The sequence below is a fragment of the Paenarthrobacter sp. YAF11_1 genome, from assembly GCF_052113445.1.
GTDB lineage: Bacteria > Actinomycetota > Actinomycetes > Actinomycetales > Micrococcaceae > Arthrobacter.
Genome location: NZ_JBFRDF010000006.1, coordinates 80,720 through 103,905, shown reverse-complemented (window position 1 = coordinate 103,905; position 23,186 = coordinate 80,720). Strand labels below are relative to the sequence as shown.

The window sequence follows — 23,186 nt, the reverse complement described above, 5'->3', positions numbered from 1 at the left end:
TCACCATCCGTCTACGAGGAACCTCACGATGAAAACAGCAGAACAACCAGCAGCGCCCACATCCCGCGAGACCACCGCCATCCTTGACAGCCCAGCGGGCGCTTCCGAGCCCGTTATTGAAGACGCCTTGACGTCGTTGGCCCGCGAGGCGCAGGAACTCGACTTCGAATCGTTCGGCTACGGGGATGCGTGGGCTGTCGGCTCCCACCTGGTCCATCTGGCTACCGACCGGGAACTTCCCGTCGTGGCGACCATATTCTTCGGAGACCAACGCGTATTCCACGCAGCCCTTCCAGGCACCAGCGCCGACAACGACGACTGGCTCGAGCGAAAAATCCGGACGGTTCGCCGCTTCGGACGGGCCTCGATGCAGGTGTCGACACAGTTCCAGTCCGTAGGGCTCCGACTCGAAAACCTCCCCCACCTGGACCCGGCACTCTTCGCCGGGGCAGGGGGAGCGGTGCCGATCCGGATCCGCGGATCGATCGTCGGCATCATCGCGGTCTCCGGACTGACAGACCAAGCAGATCACGACCTCGCCATCGAAGCGCTCCACCACCATCTCCACGGCCACGAGGCCGTCAGGGCTGACACCGGAGAAACCGCGTGAGCGTAGGTCAGGACGCCAGCGGAGGCTCGGCCGAACCGGACACAACCCCTCGCCCCGTCCTGGTGGACGTGGCACGCCGGGCCCGGGTATCCACCGCCACAGTCTCCAACGTGTTGAACAAACCCCAGCTCGTGGCCTTCAAAACAAGATTGCGGGTCATCAAGGCAATGGATGAGCTGAAATATCACCGGAACGAAGCCGCGGCCTCACTCCGATTGGGCAAAACCAGTCAGCCTGCCACCGCGACACCTGTACCGGGGCGAGTGCCGGAGGATCCTGCCGGGCCCGTCACCGATGAACCACGCAGGGAACCTGGAACCACCCATCGCGCACCTTGGCACGAAATTCCCCGTGGCATGCCGGTGCATGTCCTCGTGCACGGGCAGGTAGTCGGCACAGGAACGATCGATGATGCCATGCCTGACGGCTCCGCCGTGTGGATCTGGCTTGAGGACGGCGCCGGTCGGACCATGATCGAGCAAAAACCCGGTGTGTTAATCGCGTATGCGTAAAAACCCCGGCTCCTACCTTCCAAAGGCAGGAGCCGGGGTCGTGATTACATCAAGCATCGCCTAATAAGTAGCGCGGCCGCCGCTGATGTCATAGACAGCTCCTGTGGAGAAACTGACTTTATCGGAGGCGAGCCAGGCCGCCAGCTCAGCAACTTCCTCCGGACGACCGGCACGCTTCATGGGAATAAGGCCCGTGATATGCGCCAGGACTTCCGGAGCGGTGTCATCGTTCATGGGTGTCTCGATGACGGCCGGAGCGATGGCATTGACCAGAACGCCGCTTGTCGCGAGTTCCTTTCCCAACGATTTGGTCATGGCGATGACGGCCGCCTTGGAAGCGGAGTAGGCAGACAGGTTGGGGTTACCGTCCTTCCCGGCCATGCTGGCGAAGTTGATGATCCTGCCCCAACCCTTCGCCCGCATTCCGGGTATGAAGGCCCGGCACAGGTTGAACGTACCGGTGACGTTGACGGCGAACACGTGTTGCCATTCCTGGTCCGTGACCTCCCAGAGGGGCTTATTTGGGCCGACAATGCCCGCACAATTGATGAGGATGTCTGCGCTGCCGACGCGCTCCGCTGCCTCGGCGATGCTGGCGGAATCTGATACGTCGACCACGACGTCTGCGCTCTCTGCCAGGTCAAGGGTGATGACCTTGACGCCGTCAGCGGTGAGGCGTTCTGCGGCGGCGGCGCCTAGCCCACTGCATCCGCCGGTGATGACGGCTGTTCGTGTCATCGGATGTACGCACTTTCGTAGTTGAGCCCGATTTGGGCGCGGACCTGGTCCATGGCTGCCATGATCGCGGCGCTCTCCTGAGGGGGCAGGACCTCACCGCTTGTGGCCCCGGCCCGGATGAGTCGCTCCACTTCGGCGGCTTGGTACTGCATCCCCCGGCTCGTGACGGACTGGTCGAATTCTTCGACGACGTTCCCGTCCGCGTCAGAACGCGTGAACGCTGAAGGGGCGTACCAGACCGCTTCGATGTCAATCCGCCCGGCGGTGCCGATGATGGATGCCCGGTTGGGACCGGCCGTGTCCAGGGCACAGTGAATCAGGGCCTGTTCTCCGTTGCTGTATTCGAAGATCATTGCCGTCTGCCTGTCCACGCCCGTGGGTGTCTTGCTCGCTGTTGCGCGGATGGCCGTCGGAGACCCGAAAATGTCAAAGGCAAACGAGACAGGGTAGATTCCGAGGTCCAGAAGTGCCCCTCCGCCGAGCGCCGGGTTGTTGAGCCTGTGTGCAGGGTCCTTGGGCAGGTTCTGGTTATGGTCAGCGATGAGAGTCCGGACCTCGCCGAGAGCGCCGGAACTGATCAGTTCGCGGATCCGGACCATGTGCGGCAGGTACCGGGTCCACATGGCCTCAAGGACCACGAGCCCGCTGGATTCCGCATATTCCGTGACTTCCCGCGCCTGCTCTGCGTTCATGGCGAACGGCTTCTCCACGAGAACGTGTTTGCCTGCCTTGAGCGCCAGCAACGCATTCTCGGAATGAAACGTATGAGGTGTTGAGATGTAGATGACATCCACGTCCGGGTCGGCGACGAGGTCCTCGTAGCTGGCGTGCGCTGTCGGCAGACCAAACCTGGTGGCAAAGGACTGCGCCGATTCCAGGGTGCGTGACCCCACTGCCTGCACAGTGAAGCCGTTCTCGAGCAGGTCTTGGGTCTGGAGGCCAGCGATGAATCCCGTCCCCAGGATTCCCCAGCGCAGGGGAGGCGGAGCCGGGGCGTCCGTGCTGATGGAGAGGTTTGACATTTATAGGGTTCCTTTCGGCGTAACTGGGCCCTCTGTGGGCGGCCGGGTCGCCTGTTCGAGTAGTTCCAGCAAATGGTTGTATTGGTGACCGGTGGCGCGCGTGAGCCCGATTTCGCAGGTCCGGTTGGTGGAGGCATAAGCCTCGAAACTCCGCGTTCCGATAGCTTTCGCTTCGCGGGCGGTCGCTGACGCTGTCAGTTCGGGGTGTAGCATGCCGCGGTCCCCGGCGAATGCACAGCACCCCCAGTTATCGGGAACGACGACCTCGCCGGCGAATTTTGCTGAGATGCGCATCATGGCATCGTTGGTGCCCAGCTGGGTTGAGGAGCAGGTTGGATGCAGGGCCAGTGAACCGATAGGCGTGGTAGCGCTGAGGTGAACGAGGACCTGCTCGTCGACAAACGTAACGGCGTCCAGAATGCGGAGGCCCGGGAAATCAGCGCTGGCGGCCTCTGTCAGCTTTTGTAGTCCCTCCGTGCAGGATGCAGCATCACAGACGATCGGTAGCCGCCCTTGGCCGCTGGCTTCCCACAATGCCGGCAGGACGCGTCCACGCATGACCGAAAGCCCGTCAGTGAGTCCCTTGGACTTCCACGGCGTCCCGCAGCACATGCTCTCGATGCCCGCTGGCACGGCGACGTCAACTCCGGCGCGTTCGCACAGTGCCAGGAAAGCTGCGGTCACCCCGGCGCCGCCGTCTGCCGGTCCGAACATCGTGCCGATGCAGGCAGGGAAGTAGACCGCCTGCGGATTGGCGGCGGTCTGGGCGGCGCGTGCCGTACCTCCCGCCGGCAGGTCTACCTCCCACAGGGGAACCGTCTCGTGTCCCAGGATGCCGCGTGCCGCGTGCGCGGCGCCGGTGACCAAAGGCGCGGGGAGTTTCTTGACAGCACTCAATGCCAGCCCGCCGATTTTGGCTGCCGCACCCCAATGGTTGGCTGCCGTCTTCCAGCCGCGCTGCTCCATTCCAGTCCGTTGCTCGGCTCGGAGCCGTCGGACCAAGTCGCCGGTGTCGATCAGGACCGGGCACGCCGTCTGGCACATGCCGTCCACGGCACAGGTGTCGATCCCGTCGTATTGGTACTCGGATTCGAGTTCCTTGAGCAACGCAGTGTCACCGGCCGCTCTGGCGTCGGCGATTTCTCTGCGCAGGGCGATCCGTTGCCGCGGCGTGACCGTGAGGTCTTTGCTGGGACATACCGGCTCGCAGTACCCGCATTCGACGCAGCGGTCCACTTCCTTTTCGACAGTGGGGGCGACTTTCAGGTGTGAAATGTGTGAGTCCGGGTCTTCATTGATCAGAACGCCGGGGTTGAGCAGCCCGGCCGGGTCACAGAGCTTCTTGATCTCCTGCATGACGGCATAGAGCTCATCGCCGTATTGGCGCCGGACGAAGGGGGCCATGATCCTTCCGGTCCCGTGCTCGGCTTTGAGGGTTCCGTCGTGGCTAAGAACCAGTTCAACCATGTCCTCGGTGAAGGCAACGTATCGGTCCACACCTCCCGCACCGTTGAAACGCTCATTGAGCAGGAAGTGGATGTTGCCGTCCTTGGCGTGGCCGAAAATAACGCTGTCTTCGTAGCCGTGACGGTCAAAGAGTTCGACGAGTTGCTCGCACGTGTCCAGCAGGGCCGGCACTGGCACGGCGATGTCTTCCAGGAGTGCCGTGGTGCCCGAGGGCCGGTTGCCGGCGACTGTGGCGTAGAGACCCTTGCGGATGTGCCACAGGTCGGCGCGGTCCCGCGGGTCCTGACTCAATGCCGCGGGGCCGGCCAGTGGAAGCCCTTCCAGAAGGGTGCGGCTGTTCTCGGCGAGGTGAGCGAGCTCTTCGGCGGAATCGGCCTGGTGTTCGACGAGCAGGGCAGCGTGACGGTCCACCGGCAAAGTACGGAGCATCTCGATGGCCCGTGGGTCGCGTTGGGCTACACGGAGCGAGGTCGCATCGAGCAATTCGACGGTTGCGAAGCCGGAGCCGACGAGCCCGGGAAGGGCGCCGGTGGCGGCGCCCAGGGAATTGAAAACCAACAGGGCTGTCGAGTGCCGGGACAGGGCCGGGATGGTCCGGAACGTTGCCTCAGCGATGAACGCGAGGGTTCCTTCGCTGCCGATGACGAGATGAGTGAGGATGTCGATCGCCGAATCATGGTCRACGAAGGAGTTCAGCCCGTACCCCATCGTATTTTTGATCGCGTACAACTTCGCGACGGTCCGTAGCGAGTCCGGGTTGCCGCGGACGCGGTCCCGGAGCCTCAAGAGCCCAGCGTGCAGTTCCGGTTCAAGGTGACGGAGCCGGGCGTCGGCGTCCTTGTCTGCGCTGTTGATGACCGTACCGCTGGGCAGGACAAGGACGGCAGATTCCAGTGTCTGGTAGGTGTTGTATTCGATGCCGCATGCCATACCGCTGGAGTTGTTGGCGACGACACCGCCGATGGTGCATGCTGCTTCGCTGGCGGGGTCGGGACCGAGTTTCCGCCGGTACTGGGCCAGACGTGCATTGACTTGGCGAACGGTCGCGCCGGGCTGGACACGGACCTTCAAGCCATCCTCGAGCACGTCGATCTCCCGGAAGTTGCGGCGGCTGTCGACAAGCACCCCGGCCGTGCTGGATTGCCCACTGAGGCTCGTTCCTCCGGATCTGAATGTCAGGTGCGTGCCCTGCGAGGCGCCGGCGCGCAGCAGGTTGGCGATGTCGGCGGTCCCGTCCGGGGTGACGACAGCCTGGGGCGTCAGGAGGTAGTGGGAAGCGTCATGGGCCAGCGCCAGCCGGTCGGTTGCCCGTGACCTCAGGCCCCCGGGCACGGCCTCCTCCAGGGCCGACAACAGCTGCCGGTCTACGACGGGAAGACGCGCTGGAAGGGGCAAGCTAGTGGGATTCACGGGAGACCTCCGGGCCGCTGGAGCCGAGAAGGAAGTCAAGGTCCGCGCCGGTGTCTGCCTGCATGACGTGATCCACGTACAGCTTCTCCCACCCTCGGGTCGGGGCAGCGAAGCCGTCAACCGTGGCCTGGTTCGGCCGTCGCTGGTCAAGTTCGGCTTGGGGGACGTCGATGGAGAGCGTGCGGTTGGGGACGTCCAGGATGATGTAATCGCCGGTCTCGACAATGCCCAGCGGTCCGCCCGCGGCGGCTTCGGGAGTCACGTGCAGGATGACGGTGCCGTAGGCGGTGCCGCTCATACGCCCGTCACAGATACGGACCATGTCGCGCACTCCCTGCTCCAAGAGCTTTTTCGGCAGCGGCATGTTGGACACTTCCGGCATGCCGGGGTATCCCTTGGGGCCGCAGCCGCGCAGGATAAGTACCGAGTCGGCGTCGACGTCCAGGTCCGGGTCATCGATGCGGGCATGCATGTCTTCAATCGAGTCGAACACCATGGCCCTGCCGCGGTGCGTGAGCAGGGCCGGAGTGGCTGCCGCTGGTTTGACGATCGCACCGCCAGGGGCAAGATTTCCGCGCAGGACAGCGATCCCGGCGTCGGGCTGCAACGGGGCGGTACGGGCGGTGATGACTTCCGGATCCCAGATGCGTGCATCGTCGAGATAGGCGACCAAGGGTTTGCCGGTGATGGTGAGAGCAGTGGGGTCCAGCAGGTCCTTGACCTCACGCAAGACCGAGAGCAGCCCGCCGGCGCGTTCGAAGTCGTCCATGAGGTAACGGCCTGCGGGCTGCAGGTTGACCAGAAGGGGGACACCGGAACCGATCCGGTCGAAGTCATCGATCGTCAGGTCGATGCCGAGGCGTCCTGCGATAGCGAGCAGGTGCACGACGGCGTTCGTGGAGCCTCCGATGGCGGCCAAGGCAACGATGGCGTTGTGGAATGAGCCGCGGGTCAACAACGTGCTTGGCGTGCGGCCTTCGGCGACGAGTTCAACGATCATACGTCCGGTGTCGTGGGAGCGTTCCAGCAGCCGGCTGTCCGGTGCCGGTGTTCCGGCGATGCCCGGGATGGTGGTGCCGAGGGCTTCGGCGACAAGGGCCATGGTGGAGGCGGTGCCCATGGTGTTGCAGTGTCCGCGGCTGCGGATCATGGACGATTCAGATTTGAGGAACTGTTCCTGGGTCAGGGTGTTGCCGCGGACTTCTTCGCTGAGCCGCCAGACGTCTGTCCCGCAGCCCAGAGCCTGGCCTTTGAAGGTTCCGGTGATCATCGGACCACCCGGCACGACGACGGCGGGAAGATCGACGGAGGCCGCTGCCATCAGCAGCGAGGGGATGGTTTTGTCGCAACCACCCAGTAAAACGACACCGTCGATGGGGTTGGCGCGGAGCATTTCCTCGGTGGCCATGGCCGCCATGTTCCGCCAAAGCATGGCGGTAGGACGCACCTGGGTTTCGCCGAGCGAGACCACCGGAAGGTTCAGCGGGATGCCGCCTGCCTCGTAGATGCCGTTCTTGACGCTTTCGGCGACTTCATTGAGGTGGGAATTGCAGGGCGTCAGGTCCGATGCGCTGTTCGCGATTGCTATGTGGGGCCGGCCGTCGAACGCATTTGCCGGGAGTCCGCGGCGCATCCATGCCCTGTGGATGTAGGCATTCCGGTCGGTTCCCTTGTACCACTGGGAGCTGCGTTGCTCAGTCACGACTGCTCTTCTTCCGTTTTTTGGAATATGTATCTAAGATATGGAACATCATGAACAGTATTCCTCAAAATGACAAGACGGAACAGGGGCAAGACGAGAAGCTTGTCGGTTCCGATCGGGTGCTCGCGGTCCTTGTGGAGCTGGCGCGCCATCCCGAGGGCAGCGGCCTTGATGAACTCGCCAAAGCACTCAGCAGTGCCAAGCCCACCGTCCACCGCGCGTTGGCGTCCCTGCGGCGTGCCGGGCTGGCCGGCCGGGACGGTCGGGGACGCTATTCCCTGGGCGATGAATTTCTGCGGATGGCCTTCGCCCACCACGAAGCCAGGCCCGATCACCTGCGTGTCCAGCCCATCCTGGAGCGGCTCGCAGAACGGTACGGGGAAACGGCGCACTACGCCGTGCTCGACGGCCCCGACATTGTGTACCGGGCCAAAGTCGACCCCTCCGTTGGTGCCATGAAGCTGACCTCCACCATCGGCGGCCGCAACCCCGCGCACGCCACAGGGGTTGGAAAAATGCTGCTTGCGCTACAGCTGCCGGACCTTGAATCCGTGCAGACGTGGGTTGGCGAACGGGAGCTGGTGCGCCGGACCGAACACACCGCCACCACGGCGCAGGAGCTCCACGCAGCCCTGACCTTGGTCCGGGAACGCGGTTACAGCATCGATGACCAGGAAAACGAACCCGGCGTCAACTGCGTCGCCCTGCCCATCTATCTCTCCTCACCCAGTGTCCCGACAGGGGCGATCAGCATCAGCGCCCTCTCGTACCGGACACCCCTGCAGACGCTCGTCGATGACCTCCCGGCCATCCGGAAAATCATCGCGGGCCAGGACGAAGACACCGAATCATGACAACATTCACCGCAAACGTCGCCTCGGAAGAACGCCACGTCCTCGCCGAGGGCCCGTATTGGGACGACGCCGCCGGAGGCGTTCTCTGGGTGGACATCGTCAAAGGCCAGGTGTTCGAAGGACGACTGAACAGCGACAAGGTTGTTCAAACCCGCCGCCACGACTTTGACGGCATGGTCGGCGCAGCGGTCAGGTCCGTGCCTGGTGACCTGCTCGTCGCCGGGCAGGAACAGTGCATTGTCGTCTCTGCCTCGGGCGAACGCACCATGGGCCCCCGGATTGTTCCCGAGGGCAAGCCCAGCCGGACCAACGACGGTGCCTGCGACCCCGCCGGGCGGTTCCTGATTGGCACTCTCGCCCTGGACGGTCGCACCGGCGAGGAAACACTGACCCGCGTCGAACACGACGGGGAACTGACCAGCATCGATGACGATCTTTCGCTCTCCAACGGTCTGGCATGGTCCCCGGACGGGCGGCTGTTCTACAGCACCGACACCATCGGCGGCATCATCCGGGTCCGGGACTACGACCCCGACACCGGCCACATGGGTACCCGGCGAGAGCACCTTCGCATCACAGATGGCTACCCGGACGGAATCTGCACCGATTCCCGTGGACACCTCTGGGTCGCCATCTGGGGCGCCGGGGAGATCCGGTCCTACTCTCCCGAGGGCAACCACGAACACACAGTAAAAGTCCCCTGCCCACACCCATCCAGCATCGCCTTCGTGGGCCCCGGACTGGACCTGCTGTTGATCACCACTGCATCACGTGACCTCACCGAGGCCGACCTCCGCACCTACCCGGACGCCGGGCGCCTCTTCACCGCCCGCGTGGGAGTCTCCGGAACCCCGTGCAGCCCATGGTCCGGGCGTTGGAGCAGCACGCCGTCCAGCCACTGACACTTTCCCGCATCCACCTTTACTCAGCACAGGAGATCACCCATGTACCTCATGAGACTCGGCGAAGCCGGCTCGGAAAAACCGGTCGTCCGCATCGACGACACCCACTACGTTGACGTCTCTGACGTCGTCACGGACTTCAATGAGGCCTTCTTCGGCGCCGGCGACATGACCAGGCTCCAAGGCGTCGTCAACGAACGGTCCGCCGCCGGCAACGTAAAGGCCTTCGCCGGCGAGCGTATCGGCGCCCCGATCGCACGTCCCCATCAGATCCTCTGCATCGGTTTGAACTACAGCGACCACGCCGCCGAAACCGGGCAGGCTGTGCCGGAAGAACCAATCCTCTTCACCAAGTCACCCAACACCCTGATCGGACCCAACGACGAGGTCCGCATCCCACGCGGATCAACCAAACCGGACTGGGAAGTTGAACTAGGCATCGTCATCGGCAAGAGGACCAGCTACCTGGACAGTATCGAGGAGGCACGTGAGGCCATCGCCGGGTTCGTCGTCGTCAACGATGTCAGCGAACGCGCCTTCCAGATCGAACGCGGCGGCCAATGGTCCAAGGGCAAATCCGCCGAGACCTTCAACCCCGCCGGGCCGTGGCTGGTGACCCCTGATGAGATTGATGACGTCCTGAATCTGGGCATGTGGCTGGACGTCAACGGCATCCGCCGCCAGGACGGCTCCACGTCCACGATGATCTTCGACCCCTATTTCATCGTCCACTACCTCAGCCAGTTCCTCGTGCTCGAACCAGGGGACCTGATCAACACCGGCACCCCGCCAGGGGTCGGCATGGGCTTCAAACCGCAGATCTGGTTGCAGCCTGGTGACGTGATGGAACTGGGCATCGAGGGCCTCGGCTCCCAGCGCCAGCCCGTCCTGGCGCCGCGGTAACCCCGCCATGAGAGCCTTCATACTGACCGGGGCAGGAGAGTCCGAAGTCCAGGAGGTCGCACCTCCGGTCGCCGGCCAAGGACACGTGGTCGTAGACGTTGAACGCGTTGGGGTGTGTGGGACGGACGTCGAATTCTTCACCGGCGAAATGCAGTACCTGCATGAAGGACACGCCCGCTACCCCATGCGGCTCGGCCACGAATGGAGCGGGACGGTCTCCGCCGTCGGTGACGGCGTGGATGCCAGCTGGCTCGGCGTCCGCGTCACCGGCGACACCATGCTCGGCTGCGGCACCTGTCGACGCTGCCTGGGCGGGAACCAGCACGTCTGCGAAAACAGATTCGAAGTTGGCATTCGGGGCGGCTTCGACGGCGCCCTTGCCGAGCAAATCACTGTCCCGGTGAACTCCTTGCATGTACTACCCAACGGCGTCGACGAAGTCCTCGGGGCCTTGGTCGAGCCCGGCGGCAATGCGCTGCGCTCCGTCGAGGCAGCGGCACTGCAGGCCGGGGACCGCGCCCTGATTCTGGGGGCCGGCACCATTGGCCTTCTCGCAGCGCTCTTTGCCCGTGCCCAGGGCGCCGAAGTACACCTGATGGGGCGGTCCCAAAGATCGCTGGCATTTGCCCGGTCTCTGGGATTGGACGGCGTCTGGACGTCGGAGGAGTTGCCGGACCTGCCCTTCGACGCCGTCATCGATGCCTCAAATGCGCCGTCACTTCCGGCGAAGGCGGTCCAGCTGGTGGAACCGGCCAAGCGCGTGGTTTTCGTCGGACTTGCCGGAAGCCCCAGCCTCGTCGACACGAGGGATCTGGCGCTCAAGGACGTGACCGCCGTCGGCATCCTCAGTGCTTCCCCGGGCCTGGCCGGAACCATTGATCTCTACGCCTCCGGCACGGTGGACCCGCGGCCGTTGGTGGCCGCCACCGTTGGCTTGGATGAGGTGGGCTACGTGCTGGCCGGCCAACGGCCAGCCGGCGCCGGGATGGGTCCCAAGGTCCATGTCGATCCACGAATCTAACCCACCAATTACAAAGGATCCTGCATGAATGACTTCAACGATCTTGTGGCCGTTGTCACCGGGGGAGCGAGCGGCATCGGCGCCGCCACAGCCGCAATGCTCCAGGCACGTGGCGCACGCGTGGCCGTGCTTGACAGGACGCTGGACGCCATCCCCGAGGGGATTCTTGGGGTCCGCTGCGACATCACTGACGATGCCGGGGTGAAGGACGCAGTGGCCGAGGTCGCGAAGCGGCTGGGCGGCATTGACATCGTCGTCAACAATGCCGGCATCGGTGCGGCCGGTGACATCAGTGCCAATGCTGATGAGGAATGGCACCGCGTGCTCGACGTCAACGTCGTCGGCGTCGCCCGCGTCACGCGGGCGGCTCTTCCCCATCTCCGGGCGTCCAACCATGCATCGGTGGTCAATACGTGTTCAGTCGTCGCTGGCATCGGTGTGCCTAACCGCACGCTTTACGCGGCAAGCAAGGGGGCGGTGGCCGCCCTTACCTTGGCAATGGCCGCTGACCACGTCGCCGACGGCATCCGGGTCAACGCGGTCACTCCCGGAACTGCCGATACGCCTTGGGTGGGCCGCCTGCTGGAGTCAGCAGAGGACCCGGGGCGGGCAGCCACAGCGCTCCGGAACCGCCAGCCCATGGGCCGGCTGGTTTCCGCAGCCGAAGTAGCCAACGCCATCGTCTATCTGGCCTCCCCTGCAGCCTCGTCGACGACCGGGACCTTGCTCGCCGTAGACGGCGGCATGTCGGGAATACGAGTCAACTAAGTAGGGTTTGTGGCCCCGTGACGGGATGAGTACGCAAGGGATGACGAGTACGGCCTGGCCGGGTTCGCGTGATCTTTGTGGCCTTTTGCTTCATATAAGTGGTCCCAAAGGGCGGGATGGGGCGGAAATTTCGGAGCACGCAGCCGCGGGTGACGAGTACCAAGCAGCGGGCGCAGTACGTGGAGCCTTCGCTGGCAGAAACTATCAATGAAAGGCAGTTCATATGAGCGGCACAAAACTGAGATGGGGCGTTGTCGGAACCGGGGGGATCTGCAGGAAGGTCGTCCCCGATCTCCAAGGGACCGAGAATGCGGAGCTTGTCGCTGTCGCATCCCGGGACCAGGGCCGGGCTGGTGCCTTCGCGGAGGAATTCTCAATACCGACCGCCTACGGAGCCTTTGAGCTGATGCTCCAGGACCCGGACATCGATGCTGTGTACATCGGCACACCCCACGGCGTTCATCACCGGATGGTGAGCGATGCCCTGCGTGCCGGCAAGCACGTTGTCTGTGAGAAGCCACTGGCGCTCAACGCCGCCCAGGTCAAGGACCTCACAGCTTTGGCTGCTGAGTTCAAGGTGTTCCTCATGGAAGCGATGTGGATGAAGTTCAATCCGGTCCTCACCGCCATTTCCGAGGTCATAAGTTCGGGAAAGATCGGTGAGGTCCGCAGCGTTCGGGCCTCATTTGGTCTGCCTTTCCCGGAAGATGGATCCAACCGATGGCAGCCGGGACTCGGGGGAAGTGCCCTGCTTGACCAGGGCATCTACCCTGTTACGCTGGCCCACACGTTCCTCGGCCGGCCGGAGAAAATCCAGGCCACGGGCACTGTCCGCCCCAGCGGGATCGATGTCGCCGAAGCGTTCACGTTCGGGTATGAGGACGGTCGTTTTGCCCAGGGCGCCAGCTCCATGGTCGAGTTCCTGGACCTCACGGCCTCGATTAACGGTACAAAAGGCTGGGTCACGATCGCGGCGCCTTTCTGGGACACCTCGGAATTCACTGTCCACGCCCCCACCTTCCAGGACGTTTCAGCGTCCGAGACGGTTGTGCTGGAACGGGAAGGCAATGGATACGTGCCGATGTTCAGAGCTGCAAGCCAAGCCATTCTGGACGGATCGCTGGAGCACCCCGTGCATACCTGGAGCGACGCTACCGAGGTATTCGAGATCATGGATGAAATTCGTCTACAACTTCAATAGGCGCTGCAGCCACTGCTTTTGAAATCCATGAGCCGGGCACGCGACACGAAAGCAGATGGCGCCCCACCTTGGGACGCCATCTGCTTTCGTCTTTCGTGCGCTCTGAGCAGGCACGGCCCGGTCGGCTAATTACCGCAGTCCGGTGCCGTCGGCCAGTCCTTCACCGGCTCAACGTGCGTAAAATCAGTGTGCTCCCACCGATGTGATGCTGTAACGACCGGGCGGGAGTTCCCGGTCAGGCGCGCCGTCCAGCCGGAGAAGCGCCGTCGCACCTTCAGGGATGGTGATGTCGAGCCGGAGCTGGTCATCGACCATGTCCCAACGGACGGATGCGAGGCCCAGGGGCGTCTCCAGAACACTCTCGGCCCAACTGAGCCCGCCGCCCGGTCGAGGTGCAATAAGGATTTTGGTGTAGCCGGGTTCCAGTGCCGCAATGCCGCCAATAACCCGGTGCATCCAATCGGCGACAGCGCCCAGAGCGTAGTGGTTGAAGGAAGTCATGTCCCCGGAGTTGATGCTGCCGTCAGGAAGCATGGAGTCCCAGCGCTCCCAAATCGTGGTCGCGCCCATGGTCACGGGATATAGCCAAGAGGGACATTCCTGCTGCAGGAGCAGCCGGTAGGCCTCGTCCAGGTGACCCGTGGTGCTGAGGGCATCCATGATGTAGGGAGTGCCCGCGAACCCCGTAGAGATCCGGTATTCGCTTTGGATGACGAGTTCCGCCAAACGGTCCCCGGCCCACGACAGATCGCCCGGGTCAAGGAGTCCGAACACGATGGCCAGCGTGTATGCCGTCGTGCAATCGCTCGTGATCCGCTGCCCGGAAATGTAGTTGGCGCGGAATGCTTCCCGGAGACGCCCTGCCATTTCGGCGAACTCCGCCTCTTCATCGGGCCTGCCCAGGATCGATGCTGCACGCGAAATCAGTATCGCTGAGCGGTAGATCGACGCGGTGGCGACCACTCCCGGATCCGCCTTGGCTGCCCATGGCTGGTTCGGCGGCGCGTCAGGGTCCAGCCAGTCACCGAACTGGAAGCCTGAATCCCAGGTCCCATTGGGTGAGAGCTTGTCACGCACGCGCCGGGCGTGCTGAATCATCGACCCAAAGCTTTCAGCGAGAACCCCGGAATCGCCGTAAGCCTCCCACAGGGCCCAAGGTACCCACACGGAGGCGTCGCTCCAGATCGCGGTGGAATCCGGCACAGGATAGCCCGGCGGCTGGGGGATGTATTTGAGCACATCGGGTACGACTGTGGGTACAAGTCCGTCCTGATGTTCTTGTTCCAGCCGGAGGTCCCGCAGCCAGTTGCGGAGGAAGTCCTTTGCCTGGAACAGATAGGCGGCGGTCGGCGCGAACACCGAGATGTCGCCCGTCCATCCCAGCCGCTCATCCCTTTGCGGGCAGTCAGTGGGGATGTCCAGGAAGTTGCCGCGCACACCCCACACAACGTTACGGTGCAACTGGTTCAGATGGCTGTCCGAGCAGCTGAAGTGTCCTGTGCGGGGCATGTCCGAGTGAATGATGACCGCGGTCAAGGAATCGGGCTGGAGAGCTTCAAGGCCCCCGGGCCAACCGTCGATTTCTACGTAGCGGAACCCATGAAAAGTCAGCGTCGGTTCGAACACATCCCCGTTGCCGCTGAGCGTGAACCGGTCCGTGGCTTGAGCGCGCCGAAGAGGCCTTGTGCCCAGGTCACCGTTCTCAAGGACCTCCGCATGCCGGAGAGTGACGGTGCTTCCTTCGGGCCCTGTCACTCGGACCCTGACCCAGCCCACGAGATTCTGGCCAAAATCTGCCAGGATCCGGCCCTTCGAATCCGCCCAAACCCGCTCTGGAAGTCGTTCCTGCTGCGGTCGTACCGCCGGTCCCACATAGGGTTCCAACTTGTCGAAATCGAACGAAACGGCGCGGACGCCGGACCATCCGGCCGTGTCGAGCCCCGGTTCATTCCAGCCGGGAATTCGAAGCCGGGCGTCGACGTGCTGGCCATCATAGATGTCGTTGGCCAGCACCTCGCTGGGGGATGAGAGCCACGTTTCGTCCGTTCCGATGACCTGCTCGTGTCCATCATCAAAGCGGACACGCAGTTCGGCGAAGCCAGCCAGTTCCTGCCCGTAAAAGGCGCGGTCCCCGTTCGGTCCCAGCCGTCCCCGATACCATCCATTGCCCAAAGCAAGTCCAAGTGCGGCACTCCCGGATCCGAGGAGCGCCGTGACGTCGTATTCGGCATACCGCAGCCTCCACTCGAAACTCGACCAACCCGGCGTGAGCAAGTCGGGGGCGACCGGCTGTCCGTTAATGGATGCCTCGACCACCCCCAGCGCGGACAGCACCAGTGAAGCCTTCAAGATGGGACCGTGATCGGGATCGATGGTGAACTCTTTGCGGAGTAATGGGGCTCCGTTGGAGTCTTCATCTGCGGCGATGAATTTAGCGGTCCAGTCAGTCATGTTTGGTTCTCCTCATAGCAATTGGTCGGCATGCCTTCGCCGGCCTGCGGTGCGGCTGTCGATGCGTCGTGCCGACGAGAAGGTGATCCCGGTGGGCGACTGCGCAGTTACAGCTTTCTCTTCCGATCCAAACCAGACGCCACAGTGCTCCGCGTGACGCCTGCATCGCGCCGAGTCCTGTGCCACTTTGACCCCTTTTCGAAGCCAGCTGGTAGACCCTCTTGAATCGTTTCGATAATCCTAAAGGAAAAACCGTGGATTCGTTGTTTATTGTGCTACGGTATCACTCAATGGCCCCGATGTGACCCGGCCCACATGGAAATCGTGAACCCGCAACACCGTATGGCGCCATACAAGACCCAGTTGAACGATTCGTTGCTTAGGTCCGTGGCAATGGCCGCCGCGGACAGTCAAAGGAGACTACAAATGACGCAGATTAGCCGACGCAGCTTTAACCAAACAGCCCTTTTCGGCAGCCTCAGTGCTGTCATGCTCGCGGCAGCCGGTTGTGCCCCGGCAAGTTCCGGGACATCGGGCGGTGCAGCCTCCACCAGCACCGACTTGATCACCCTGGCCCTGGACCAGGATTTCGTTGGCTTCGACCATGCCAAGCTGCCGAGCGGTTCCGCAGCCGTCCAAGCATGGCAGGCCGTCTACGACACCTTGCTGGTGATGGACTCCAACGGCAATGTTGTTCCCAACCTGGCGGAAAGTTTCGAATTCAACGACGCACATACAGTGCTCACCTTGAAGCTGCGGCAGGGCGTCAAGTTCCATGACGGAACTGTGCTTGATGCTGCAGCCGCCCAAGCCAGCCTGGAACACATGAAAACCGGCGGTGGCCCCGACTCCGGCCGCTTGGCCGATGTGACCATCACGGCTCCTGACGCTACAACACTTGTGCTGACCAGCAGCGCACCCAACGGACTCCTGCCGATGTGGATGGCTATGGCGCCCGGCATCGTTGCAAGCCCGGCCTCACTCAAATCGGCAGACCTCGAAATAAACCCTGTCGGCTCGGGGCCCTACAAAATTGATGCCTCTGCCACCACCTCGGGTGCAACCTACACCTTTGTCCGGAACGCTGAGCACTGGAACAAGTCCGCTTTCCCGTACGAAAAACTTGTCTTCAAAGTCATGACTGACATCAGCGCCCGCGTGAGTGCCCTGAAGTCCGGTCAAATCAACGGCACCAACATCAATTCCCAGTCGGCAGCCGAAGTGAAAGCATCGGCCACCTTGCTCGAAAGCCACGTCCAATGGGCCGGGCTCATTCTCGGTGACCGCAACGGCAGAGTCATCCCGGCCCTCGGAGAAGTCAAGGTCCGCCAGGCGATCAACATGGTGTTCGACAGGCCTGCCATCGTCAAGGCACTCTTCCAGGGCCAGGGCAAGGTGACCAACCAGATCTTCAACGACAGGAGTGAAGCGTTCCTCCCGGACATGATCGAGCACTACCCGTATGACGTTGAGAAGGCAAAATCCCTGATGGCCGAAGCCGGCTACCCTGACGGGTTTGAGCTGACCATTCCTTCCATCACGGGACTGGATTTCGCCAACCCAATCATTGTTCAGCAGTTGGGACTCATTGGCATCAAGGTGCAGCAAACGAAGCTCTCCGGCCCGCAGGCTTTCCCGGACATCTTCGCCGGCAAGTATCCGGTGTTCTTCTTCATCATGGACACGCGAACACCGTTGTACGACATCGTCGGAAACCTCCCTGTCACCGGCACCTGGAACATCAACCGGGCTGTCGATCCGGAACTGAATCCACTCCTTGAAAAGGCCCAGATCGCCACAGGTGCCGAAGCTGAATCCAACGCCCAGGCCATCAACAAGATGATCATCGAAAAGGCGTGGTTCTGCCCGTGGGCGCTGCCGACARACTTCTATGCGACGGACAAGAAGACGTCCGCTGAACCTGACTTCGGCAACAACGCACCAAACCTCTCTTCCTTCAAACCCAGCAAATAAGGTTTCGGCGCGGGCAGGCGGTTGGCTGGTTCTCCTTCGTGGCCGTCTGCCCGCTCCTGAATCACCAGAGGAAACAAAATGCTAAACCTCATCTTGCGCAAAGTTGCCGCCAGCGTGGTGCTGCTGGTCGTAGTCAGTGCCACAACCTTCATGCTGATGTTCATCGACGGCGCCGCAATCGCCCGCCAGGTGCTTGGCCTGGGCGCCACCAACGACCAGGTCGCCGCCAAAGTCGTTGAACTAGGCCTGGACCGGCCCGTCCTCGAACAGTACTTCCAGTGGCTCGGCGGTGTCGTCAACGGCAGCCTGGGAACCAGCTACTTCAGTGGGGAACAAATCACCAATATGATGGCGACGCGCATCCCCGTCACACTGTCTCTGGTGGTGATCTCGTTGTTTTTCACCATGATTCTGAGCACCTTGATCGGCGTCCTGGCCGCCGTCAAGGGTGGCTGGGTGGACCGGTCACTACAAATCGTGTCAGTCGGTGGTGCAGCCGTTCCCAACTTCGTCGTAGCAATCGCCCTAGTCCTTATGTTGGCCATTACAGTGCCGATCTTCCCGGCCACAGGCTACGTCGCCCCGGACGTCGATACCGCGGCCTGGGCCATGTCCCTCGTGCTCCCCGTAGCAGCCATTCTTGTCGGGTCAACGGCCAGCGCCGCGCAACAATTCCGCGGCGCCATGATCGATGTCCTGAGCCAGGACTACATCCGAACCCTGCGCACCAGAGGAATTGACGAGCGGTACATCGTCTTCCGGCACGCCCTACGCAACGCATCGGGGCCCGGCCTGACCATCCTGTCATTGCAGACCATCGGCCTCATGGGCGGGGTCGTGGTCATCGAGCGGGTCTTCGCCATGCCCGGGATGGGGCTCCTGGCCAGCAACGCAGCCCTGCAAGGAGACATCCCGGCAGTGATGGGTTGCGTACTCTTCTCCGTCATTGTCGTCGTCGTCGTCAACATCTCCGTCGATCTACTCAACGGCTGGGCCAACCCGAAAGCACGAATCTCATGAGCGAACTCCTTGCCGAGGCAGCAGCCGCGCCGCCCACCCCTCAGAACGCCGCAACCAAGCGATCCGTACTCTCGCTGGTACTGAAAAATCCCGTAGGCCTGACCAGCAGTGTCTTTCTCCTGCTTGTCCTCGCCTTCGGCCTCCTGGCGCCGCTGCTGGCCCCTTTCGATCCGAACTTCTCGGATCTGGCCCTCACCAACGCCCCGCCCTTCACAAGTGAATTCATCCTCGGAGGTGACCAGGCCGGCCGTGACATCCTCTCCCGGCTCATGCACGCCACCGGCGGAACACTGGCAGCCTCAGCCGTTGTCCTTGCCGTGTCCCTGATACTGGGTACAACCACCGGTCTCATCGCCGGCTACTTCGGCGGCGTGTTTGACGGGATCAGCAGCTGGATCGCCAACGCGATCATGGCCCTGCCAGGATTTGTCCTTCTGATCGCCCTGTACACGGTCATCGGCCCGTCCATTCTTACCGCGATGGCAGTCTTCGGCATACTGATTGCCCCGGCCTACTTCCGGCTCGTCCGCTCAATGGTGGTCAACGTCCGAAATGAGCTGTACGTCGACGCAGCAAAGGTCTCGGGGCTCTCCGACTTCAGGATCCTGTCCCGTCACGTCCTGACAGCCGTGCGCGCCCCCATCATCATCCAAAGCGCCTTCATCCTCGGAGCAGGAATCGGGATCCAGGCCAGCCTGGAATTCCTGGGGCTGGGGGATCCCACACAGCCTTCCTGGGGCGGAATGCTTCAGGAAGCCTTCAACTCGATGTACATCGCCGGCATCAACATCGTCTGGCCCGCCGGGCTCATCAGCCTCACCATCCTGGTCTTCGTCCTCCTGGGAAACGCCATCCGTGACGGGCTGCAGACCGCTGGAACACGCAGCCACACCATCAAACCATCGGCGCTCTCAGCCCTCCGGAAGCAGTACGGGAACGGCAACCGTCCCCGGCGGAACGGAAACGACGAGCTGGGTGATTTCGACGTTCCGCACCTGTCCATTTCAGACCTCGTGATCGCCTACCCCGACTCGGACAAGTCCGTCAGGGAAGTCGTTCGCGGGATCGATTTGGACGTCCAAAAGGGGGAAATCCACGGACTCGTGGGGGAGTCAGGCTCCGGGAAATCACAAACAGCCTTCTCAATCCTGGGCATCCTGCCTAAAGCGGCAGTCATTCTCAACGGACAGATCACCTATCAAGGCCAAGACATTCTCACCTCGCCGGAGCTGCAGAAAAAGCTGCTGGGCAGGAAGATCGCGTTCATCCCGCAAGAACCCATGTCCAACCTCGATCCGAGCTTCACCGTGGGCCAACAACTGACATACGGACTCCGGGCTGTGAAAAGAATCGGCCCCAAACAGGCCAGAAGCGAACTGCTCGCCATCTTGGCACGCGTCGGGATCAAAGACCCGGAGCGAACCTTCAACTCCTATCCGCACCAGATCTCCGGCGGCATGGCCCAAAGGATCCTCATAGCCGGGGCCATCGCTGGTGACCCGGAATTCATCATCGCCGACGAACCAACAACTGCCCTAGACGTCACCGTTCAGGCCGAGGTGCTGGACCTCCTGCGGGAGCTCCAGCGTGAACGCCACCTCGGAATGATCCTTGTAACGCACAACTTCGGGGTCGTGGCGGACATCTGCGACCGGGTCAGCGTGATGCAGCACGGTCGCATCGTGGAGACCAACACCGCCCACGAACTGTTCGCTGCACCGCAGCATGACTACACCAAGATGCTGCTCGGATCCACACTCGACGACGCAGAACTTCGGCCACCCCTTTCCCCAGTTCGACAAGGAGTCTGACATGGCACCCCAGTACAACGGCTCGCTGCTATCGGTGAAGGATCTGCAGGTCGCCTTCCCCCGCAAAGGCTTCCGCAAGGAACCGTTCCAGGCCATCAGATCAGTCACACTCGACGTCGCCCGGGGCGAGACGCTCGGCCTCGTCGGAGAGTCAGGTTCCGGTAAGTCAACCATCGGCCGTGCCATCCTCGGGCTGGCACCCATCACTGGAGGGGCCGTCACCTTCGAGGGCGCGACCGTCAGTAGACTCTCGACACCGGCGCGTCGAAACCTCGCCAAAGACATCCAGGTCGTCTTTCAGGACCCCTACTCGTCCCTCAACCCGGCGATGACCATAGAGAACATCCTCTCCGAACCACTGCAATCAGTGTCCCGAAAAGAGGCTCGCAACCGCATACGGGAACTGCTGGACGCCGTTCAACTGCCAGCCGATGCCGCGGGCCGTCTTCCCCGGGAGTTTTCCGGTGGACAGCGGCAACGCATCGCCATCGCGCGGGCGCTGGCACTGGAACCCAAACTGATCATCTGCGACGAACCAACGAGCGCCCTCGACCTTTCAACGCAGGCAAAAGTTCTTGATCTGCTCCTGGAAATCCAGGAACGCACCGGCGTCGCCTACCTCTTCATCACCCACGACCTTGCCGTCGTTCGCCGCATGAGCCACCGAGTCGCGGTGCTTTTTCGTGGTGAAGTGGTCGAAATCGGTTCCGCGAAACAGGTCACGGAAGAACCCGAGCACCCCTACACTCAGCGGCTTCTCATGGCCGCGCCCATTGCGGACCCCATCGAACAGGAAAAGCGCCGCGCTGAACGACATCGAATCATCGAACTCCAACGACAACAGATCGAACAGGTCGGAGGCAATGCAGACAGGTGGATTGCCTGACGTTAAAGGAGCACCCGGCAAACAGCCGGTTTCCGAAGGGCCATCCGAGGTTCCTGGCAACGGCACTGATCCCGGAAGGAAAGAAGATCCTCATGTTCCTCGGATCCGCCAACCGGAACCTGCAGCGCTGGGATAACCCCTGTGCTTTCGATCTGGCCTGGGACCCTTCCGGCCATATCGGTTGGGCTTCGGCATCCATCAATGCGTGGGCCAACACATCGCCCGGTGGGAAGCAGCAACCATACTTCAGGCCCTGGTAAAGCGATCGCAACGTTCCAGATCCACAGCATACCCCGCCGCCACCACAACAACACGCTGCGGGCCTGGGACTCCCAACCAGTCCGCGTCCGGCTGGCCTGACCACTCCTCTGTGTTCCACCCGCGTGTGACGTCGAGGCGCGGCCAAAGCCGTGCATCGGGATGGTCCAGGATGCCCTCGTGTGTGGGAATTGCTGCAAGTGGTCTAAAGAGATGAGAAAACCGAACGGACACGTATCTAACCAAAAAACCTTTGATCCTCTGTTTTTTGAGCTAGAATTGCATCTGCTACCAATGAAGGAAACGGGGTAGTGGTAACCAAGCCCAGGCAAAGCCTGCTGTAAGTGGCCCGGAAACGGTCGCCAATTCAACCGGCTCGGTGCCCGGATGCCTCCGCTCGATCGGAGCAGTGGGAAACGCCTTTCAGTACAGGGCTGCGCGTCGATATCTCATTTATCCACCTACAACGACAAGGTCCGTTGATGTCTTCTCTTACGAAAACCAAAACCGCGATCTGGCCAGGACAAGTCTGGCTGGACACGGACGGCAAACGCATCCAAGCCCACGGAGGTTCCATCCACTACGAAGACGGTGTCTTCTACTGGTACGGAGAGAACAAGGAGAAGACAACACCCGGCAGTGGAAATTGGCACTGGGGTGTCCGGGCCTACGCATCGGCGGATCTCTACAACTGGGAAGACCGTGGATTGATCATCCCTCCAGTGCTCGACGATCCAGAGTCGCCGCTGCATCCGGCGCAGAAAATGGACCGCCCCCACATCATTTTCAACCAGCAGACGGGCAAGTACGTGTGTTGGGTCAAGGTCATGATCGACCTGCACACCCAGGCCTCGACCGTTCTCGTGGCTGACTCGTTTCTTGGGCCGTACGAAATCGTCCAAACGAATTTGCAACCCAACGGCATGAACGCGGGGGACTTTGACCTCGCGGTGGACCCCGACACTCAGAAGGCCCACTACTTCTTCGGCAAAGTCCACACCGAGCTCATTTGCGCCGATCTCTCCGACGACTACACCGACGTCACCGGCAATTTCACCAGTCACTTCCCGCACCAAGGACCGCCACTCTCCCGGGAAGCGCCAGCGCATTTCGAACGCAACGGAACGCACTACCTGATCACCTCAGGCACAACTGGATACTTCCCCAACGAATCGGAAATTGCCAGCGCACCCACCTACCACGGCCCATGGACGGTACTGGGAGACCCGCATCCCTCGGACCAGACCCGAACCTCCTTCCGGTCCCAGGTAACGTCAGTCTTCAAACATCCCCACAAGGAAGACCTCTACATTGCTTTAGCCGACAGGTGGCTACCGGAACTGGCGGCCGAGGACATTGGGGCGGCCATTGAGGACATGCATCAGGCTTTCGCGAAACTGGCCGAATCACCCGAGTCCGTCGACGCGGGCGAACTGCTCGCCTCCGACACCTCGATCTCTGACTACGTGTGGCTGCCCATCCGATTCGAGGGTGATCACCCAGTCATCGAATGGCACGACGAGTGGCGGATCGAAGATTTCTAACCTGAATCCGGCCATCGAAGGTAACGCCCCTGGGTTCGCAGGACTGGCCCGGCGATGTGGAGTGAAGCCCTGTTCCGCCGCTGGCAAAACAATAGTGGCCCGCCTCCGATAGGCATGCAAGCCCGGGTACCC

Annotated in this window: 18 protein-coding genes; 13 read left to right on the top strand and 5 right to left on the bottom strand. The window is 62.2% G+C overall.

The features are described 5' to 3' along the window. Positions 1-28 precede the first annotated feature (28 nt). On the top strand, positions 29-610 hold the full coding sequence (locus AB4Y77_RS11565; protein WP_442014051.1) for a heme-degrading domain-containing protein: 582 nt from the start codon (positions 29-31) through the stop codon (positions 608-610). Beyond that, complete coding sequence (locus AB4Y77_RS11560) at positions 607-1,122, top strand: LacI family DNA-binding transcriptional regulator (protein ID WP_442014050.1); 516 nt, start codon at positions 607-609, stop codon at positions 1,120-1,122. Before AB4Y77_RS11565 ends, AB4Y77_RS11560 begins: the two co-directional genes overlap by 4 nt. 60 nt (positions 1,123-1,182) lie before the next feature. Here the strand turns inward: AB4Y77_RS11560 and AB4Y77_RS11555 are convergent, their stop codons facing one another. The 4 genes from AB4Y77_RS11555 to AB4Y77_RS11540 are packed head-to-tail and all read right to left on the bottom strand — an operon-like array spanning position 1,183 to position 7,461. Next, entirely contained in the window at positions 1,183-1,860 is a 678-nt protein-coding gene (locus tag AB4Y77_RS11555) for an SDR family NAD(P)-dependent oxidoreductase (RefSeq protein WP_442014049.1), read from the bottom strand. Next, on the bottom strand, positions 1,857-2,882 hold the full coding sequence (locus AB4Y77_RS11550) for a Gfo/Idh/MocA family protein (RefSeq protein ID WP_442014048.1): 1,026 nt from the start codon (positions 2,880-2,882) through the stop codon (positions 1,857-1,859). Before AB4Y77_RS11550 ends, AB4Y77_RS11555 begins: the two co-directional genes overlap by 4 nt. Then, positions 2,883-5,759, bottom strand: coding sequence for an FAD-binding and (Fe-S)-binding domain-containing protein (locus AB4Y77_RS11545; RefSeq protein ID WP_442014047.1), 2,877 nt, complete (start codon positions 5,757-5,759; stop codon positions 2,883-2,885). It abuts the gene before it with no gap. Further along, complete coding sequence (locus AB4Y77_RS11540; protein WP_442014046.1) at positions 5,746-7,461, bottom strand: IlvD/Edd family dehydratase; 1,716 nt, start codon at positions 7,459-7,461, stop codon at positions 5,746-5,748. Before AB4Y77_RS11540 ends, AB4Y77_RS11545 begins: the two co-directional genes overlap by 14 nt. A gap of 50 nt (positions 7,462-7,511) precedes the next feature. Here AB4Y77_RS11540 and AB4Y77_RS11535 point away from each other — a divergent pair, with 50 nt between their 5' ends. From AB4Y77_RS11535 to AB4Y77_RS11510, 6 genes are all read left to right on the top strand, one after another. Then, positions 7,512-8,315 (top strand): IclR family transcriptional regulator, encoded by an 804-nt coding sequence (locus AB4Y77_RS11535; RefSeq protein ID WP_442014045.1) that lies wholly within the window; start codon positions 7,512-7,514, stop codon positions 8,313-8,315. Continuing rightward, positions 8,312-9,217 (top strand): SMP-30/gluconolactonase/LRE family protein, encoded by a 906-nt coding sequence (locus AB4Y77_RS11530; protein WP_442014044.1) that lies wholly within the window; start codon positions 8,312-8,314, stop codon positions 9,215-9,217. Before AB4Y77_RS11535 ends, AB4Y77_RS11530 begins: the two co-directional genes overlap by 4 nt. Before the next feature lie 42 nt (positions 9,218-9,259). Next, positions 9,260-10,120, top strand: a complete 861-nt coding sequence (locus AB4Y77_RS11525) for a fumarylacetoacetate hydrolase family protein (protein WP_442014043.1) — start codon at positions 9,260-9,262, stop codon at positions 10,118-10,120. 7 nt (positions 10,121-10,127) lie between these two features. Continuing rightward, positions 10,128-11,141 carry a zinc-dependent alcohol dehydrogenase gene (locus AB4Y77_RS11520; RefSeq protein WP_442014042.1) on the top strand — a complete coding sequence of 338 codons (1,014 nt, stop codon included), beginning with the start codon at positions 10,128-10,130 and terminating at the stop codon, positions 11,139-11,141. A gap of 24 nt (positions 11,142-11,165) precedes the next feature. Continuing rightward, entirely contained in the window at positions 11,166-11,909 is a 744-nt protein-coding gene (locus AB4Y77_RS11515) for an SDR family NAD(P)-dependent oxidoreductase (RefSeq protein ID WP_442014041.1), read from the top strand. 223 nt (positions 11,910-12,132) lie between these two features. Continuing rightward, positions 12,133-13,110 (top strand): Gfo/Idh/MocA family protein, encoded by a 978-nt coding sequence (locus AB4Y77_RS11510; protein ID WP_442014040.1) that lies wholly within the window; start codon positions 12,133-12,135, stop codon positions 13,108-13,110. A gap of 183 nt (positions 13,111-13,293) precedes the next feature. Here AB4Y77_RS11510 and AB4Y77_RS11505 read toward each other — a convergent pair whose 3' ends face one another. Beyond that, positions 13,294-15,561, bottom strand: coding sequence for a family 78 glycoside hydrolase catalytic domain (locus AB4Y77_RS11505; protein ID WP_442014039.1), 2,268 nt, complete (start codon positions 15,559-15,561; stop codon positions 13,294-13,296). A 426-nt stretch (positions 15,562-15,987) separates the two neighbouring features. Here AB4Y77_RS11505 and AB4Y77_RS11500 point away from each other — a divergent pair, with 426 nt between their 5' ends. From AB4Y77_RS11500 to AB4Y77_RS11480, 5 genes are all read left to right on the top strand, one after another. Then, positions 15,988-17,535, top strand: a complete 1,548-nt coding sequence (locus AB4Y77_RS11500; RefSeq protein ID WP_442014038.1) for an ABC transporter substrate-binding protein — start codon at positions 15,988-15,990, stop codon at positions 17,533-17,535. A 78-nt stretch (positions 17,536-17,613) separates the two neighbouring features. Further along, the gene (locus AB4Y77_RS11495) at positions 17,614-18,555 is read left to right on the top strand and encodes an ABC transporter permease (RefSeq protein WP_442014037.1); all 942 of its coding nucleotides are present in this window, start codon (positions 17,614-17,616) and stop codon (positions 18,553-18,555) included. Further along, the gene (locus tag AB4Y77_RS11490; RefSeq protein WP_442014036.1) at positions 18,552-20,366 is read left to right on the top strand and encodes a dipeptide/oligopeptide/nickel ABC transporter permease/ATP-binding protein; all 1,815 of its coding nucleotides are present in this window, start codon (positions 18,552-18,554) and stop codon (positions 20,364-20,366) included. The genes AB4Y77_RS11495 and AB4Y77_RS11490 overlap by 4 nt, the downstream gene beginning before the upstream one ends. A 1-nt stretch (position 20,367) precedes the next feature. Next, complete coding sequence (locus AB4Y77_RS11485) at positions 20,368-21,252, top strand: ATP-binding cassette domain-containing protein (protein WP_442014035.1); 885 nt, start codon at positions 20,368-20,370, stop codon at positions 21,250-21,252. Between the two features lie 740 nt (positions 21,253-21,992). After that, entirely contained in the window at positions 21,993-23,054 is a 1,062-nt protein-coding gene (locus AB4Y77_RS11480) for a family 43 glycosylhydrolase (RefSeq protein WP_442014034.1), read from the top strand. Positions 23,055-23,186: the final 132 nt, after the last annotated feature.

Excerpts from the sequence above, each read along its gene's own strand:
- AB4Y77_RS11565 (WP_442014051.1), top strand. The coding sequence starts at position 29 with ATGAAAACAGCAGAACAACCAGCAGCGCCCACATCCCGCGAGACCACC.
- AB4Y77_RS11555 (WP_442014049.1), bottom strand. The coding sequence starts at position 1,860 with ATGACACGAACAGCCGTCATCACCGGCGGATGCAGTGGGCTAGGCGCC.
- AB4Y77_RS11550 (WP_442014048.1), bottom strand. The coding sequence starts at position 2,882 with ATGTCAAACCTCTCCATCAGCACGGACGCCCCGGCTCCGCCTCCCCTG.
- AB4Y77_RS11535 (WP_442014045.1), top strand. The coding sequence starts at position 7,512 with ATGAACAGTATTCCTCAAAATGACAAGACGGAACAGGGGCAAGACGAG.
- AB4Y77_RS11530 (WP_442014044.1), top strand. The coding sequence starts at position 8,312 with ATGACAACATTCACCGCAAACGTCGCCTCGGAAGAACGCCACGTCCTC.
- AB4Y77_RS11525 (WP_442014043.1), top strand. The coding sequence starts at position 9,260 with ATGTACCTCATGAGACTCGGCGAAGCCGGCTCGGAAAAACCGGTCGTC.
- AB4Y77_RS11520 (WP_442014042.1), top strand. The coding sequence starts at position 10,128 with ATGAGAGCCTTCATACTGACCGGGGCAGGAGAGTCCGAAGTCCAGGAG.
- AB4Y77_RS11515 (WP_442014041.1), top strand. The coding sequence starts at position 11,166 with ATGAATGACTTCAACGATCTTGTGGCCGTTGTCACCGGGGGAGCGAGC.
- AB4Y77_RS11510 (WP_442014040.1), top strand. The coding sequence starts at position 12,133 with ATGAGCGGCACAAAACTGAGATGGGGCGTTGTCGGAACCGGGGGGATC.
- AB4Y77_RS11505 (WP_442014039.1), bottom strand. The coding sequence starts at position 15,561 with ATGACTGACTGGACCGCTAAATTCATCGCCGCAGATGAAGACTCCAAC.
- AB4Y77_RS11495 (WP_442014037.1), top strand. The coding sequence starts at position 17,614 with ATGCTAAACCTCATCTTGCGCAAAGTTGCCGCCAGCGTGGTGCTGCTG.
- AB4Y77_RS11490 (WP_442014036.1), top strand. The coding sequence starts at position 18,552 with ATGAGCGAACTCCTTGCCGAGGCAGCAGCCGCGCCGCCCACCCCTCAG.
- AB4Y77_RS11485 (WP_442014035.1), top strand. The coding sequence starts at position 20,368 with ATGGCACCCCAGTACAACGGCTCGCTGCTATCGGTGAAGGATCTGCAG.
- AB4Y77_RS11480 (WP_442014034.1), top strand. The coding sequence starts at position 21,993 with ATGTCTTCTCTTACGAAAACCAAAACCGCGATCTGGCCAGGACAAGTC.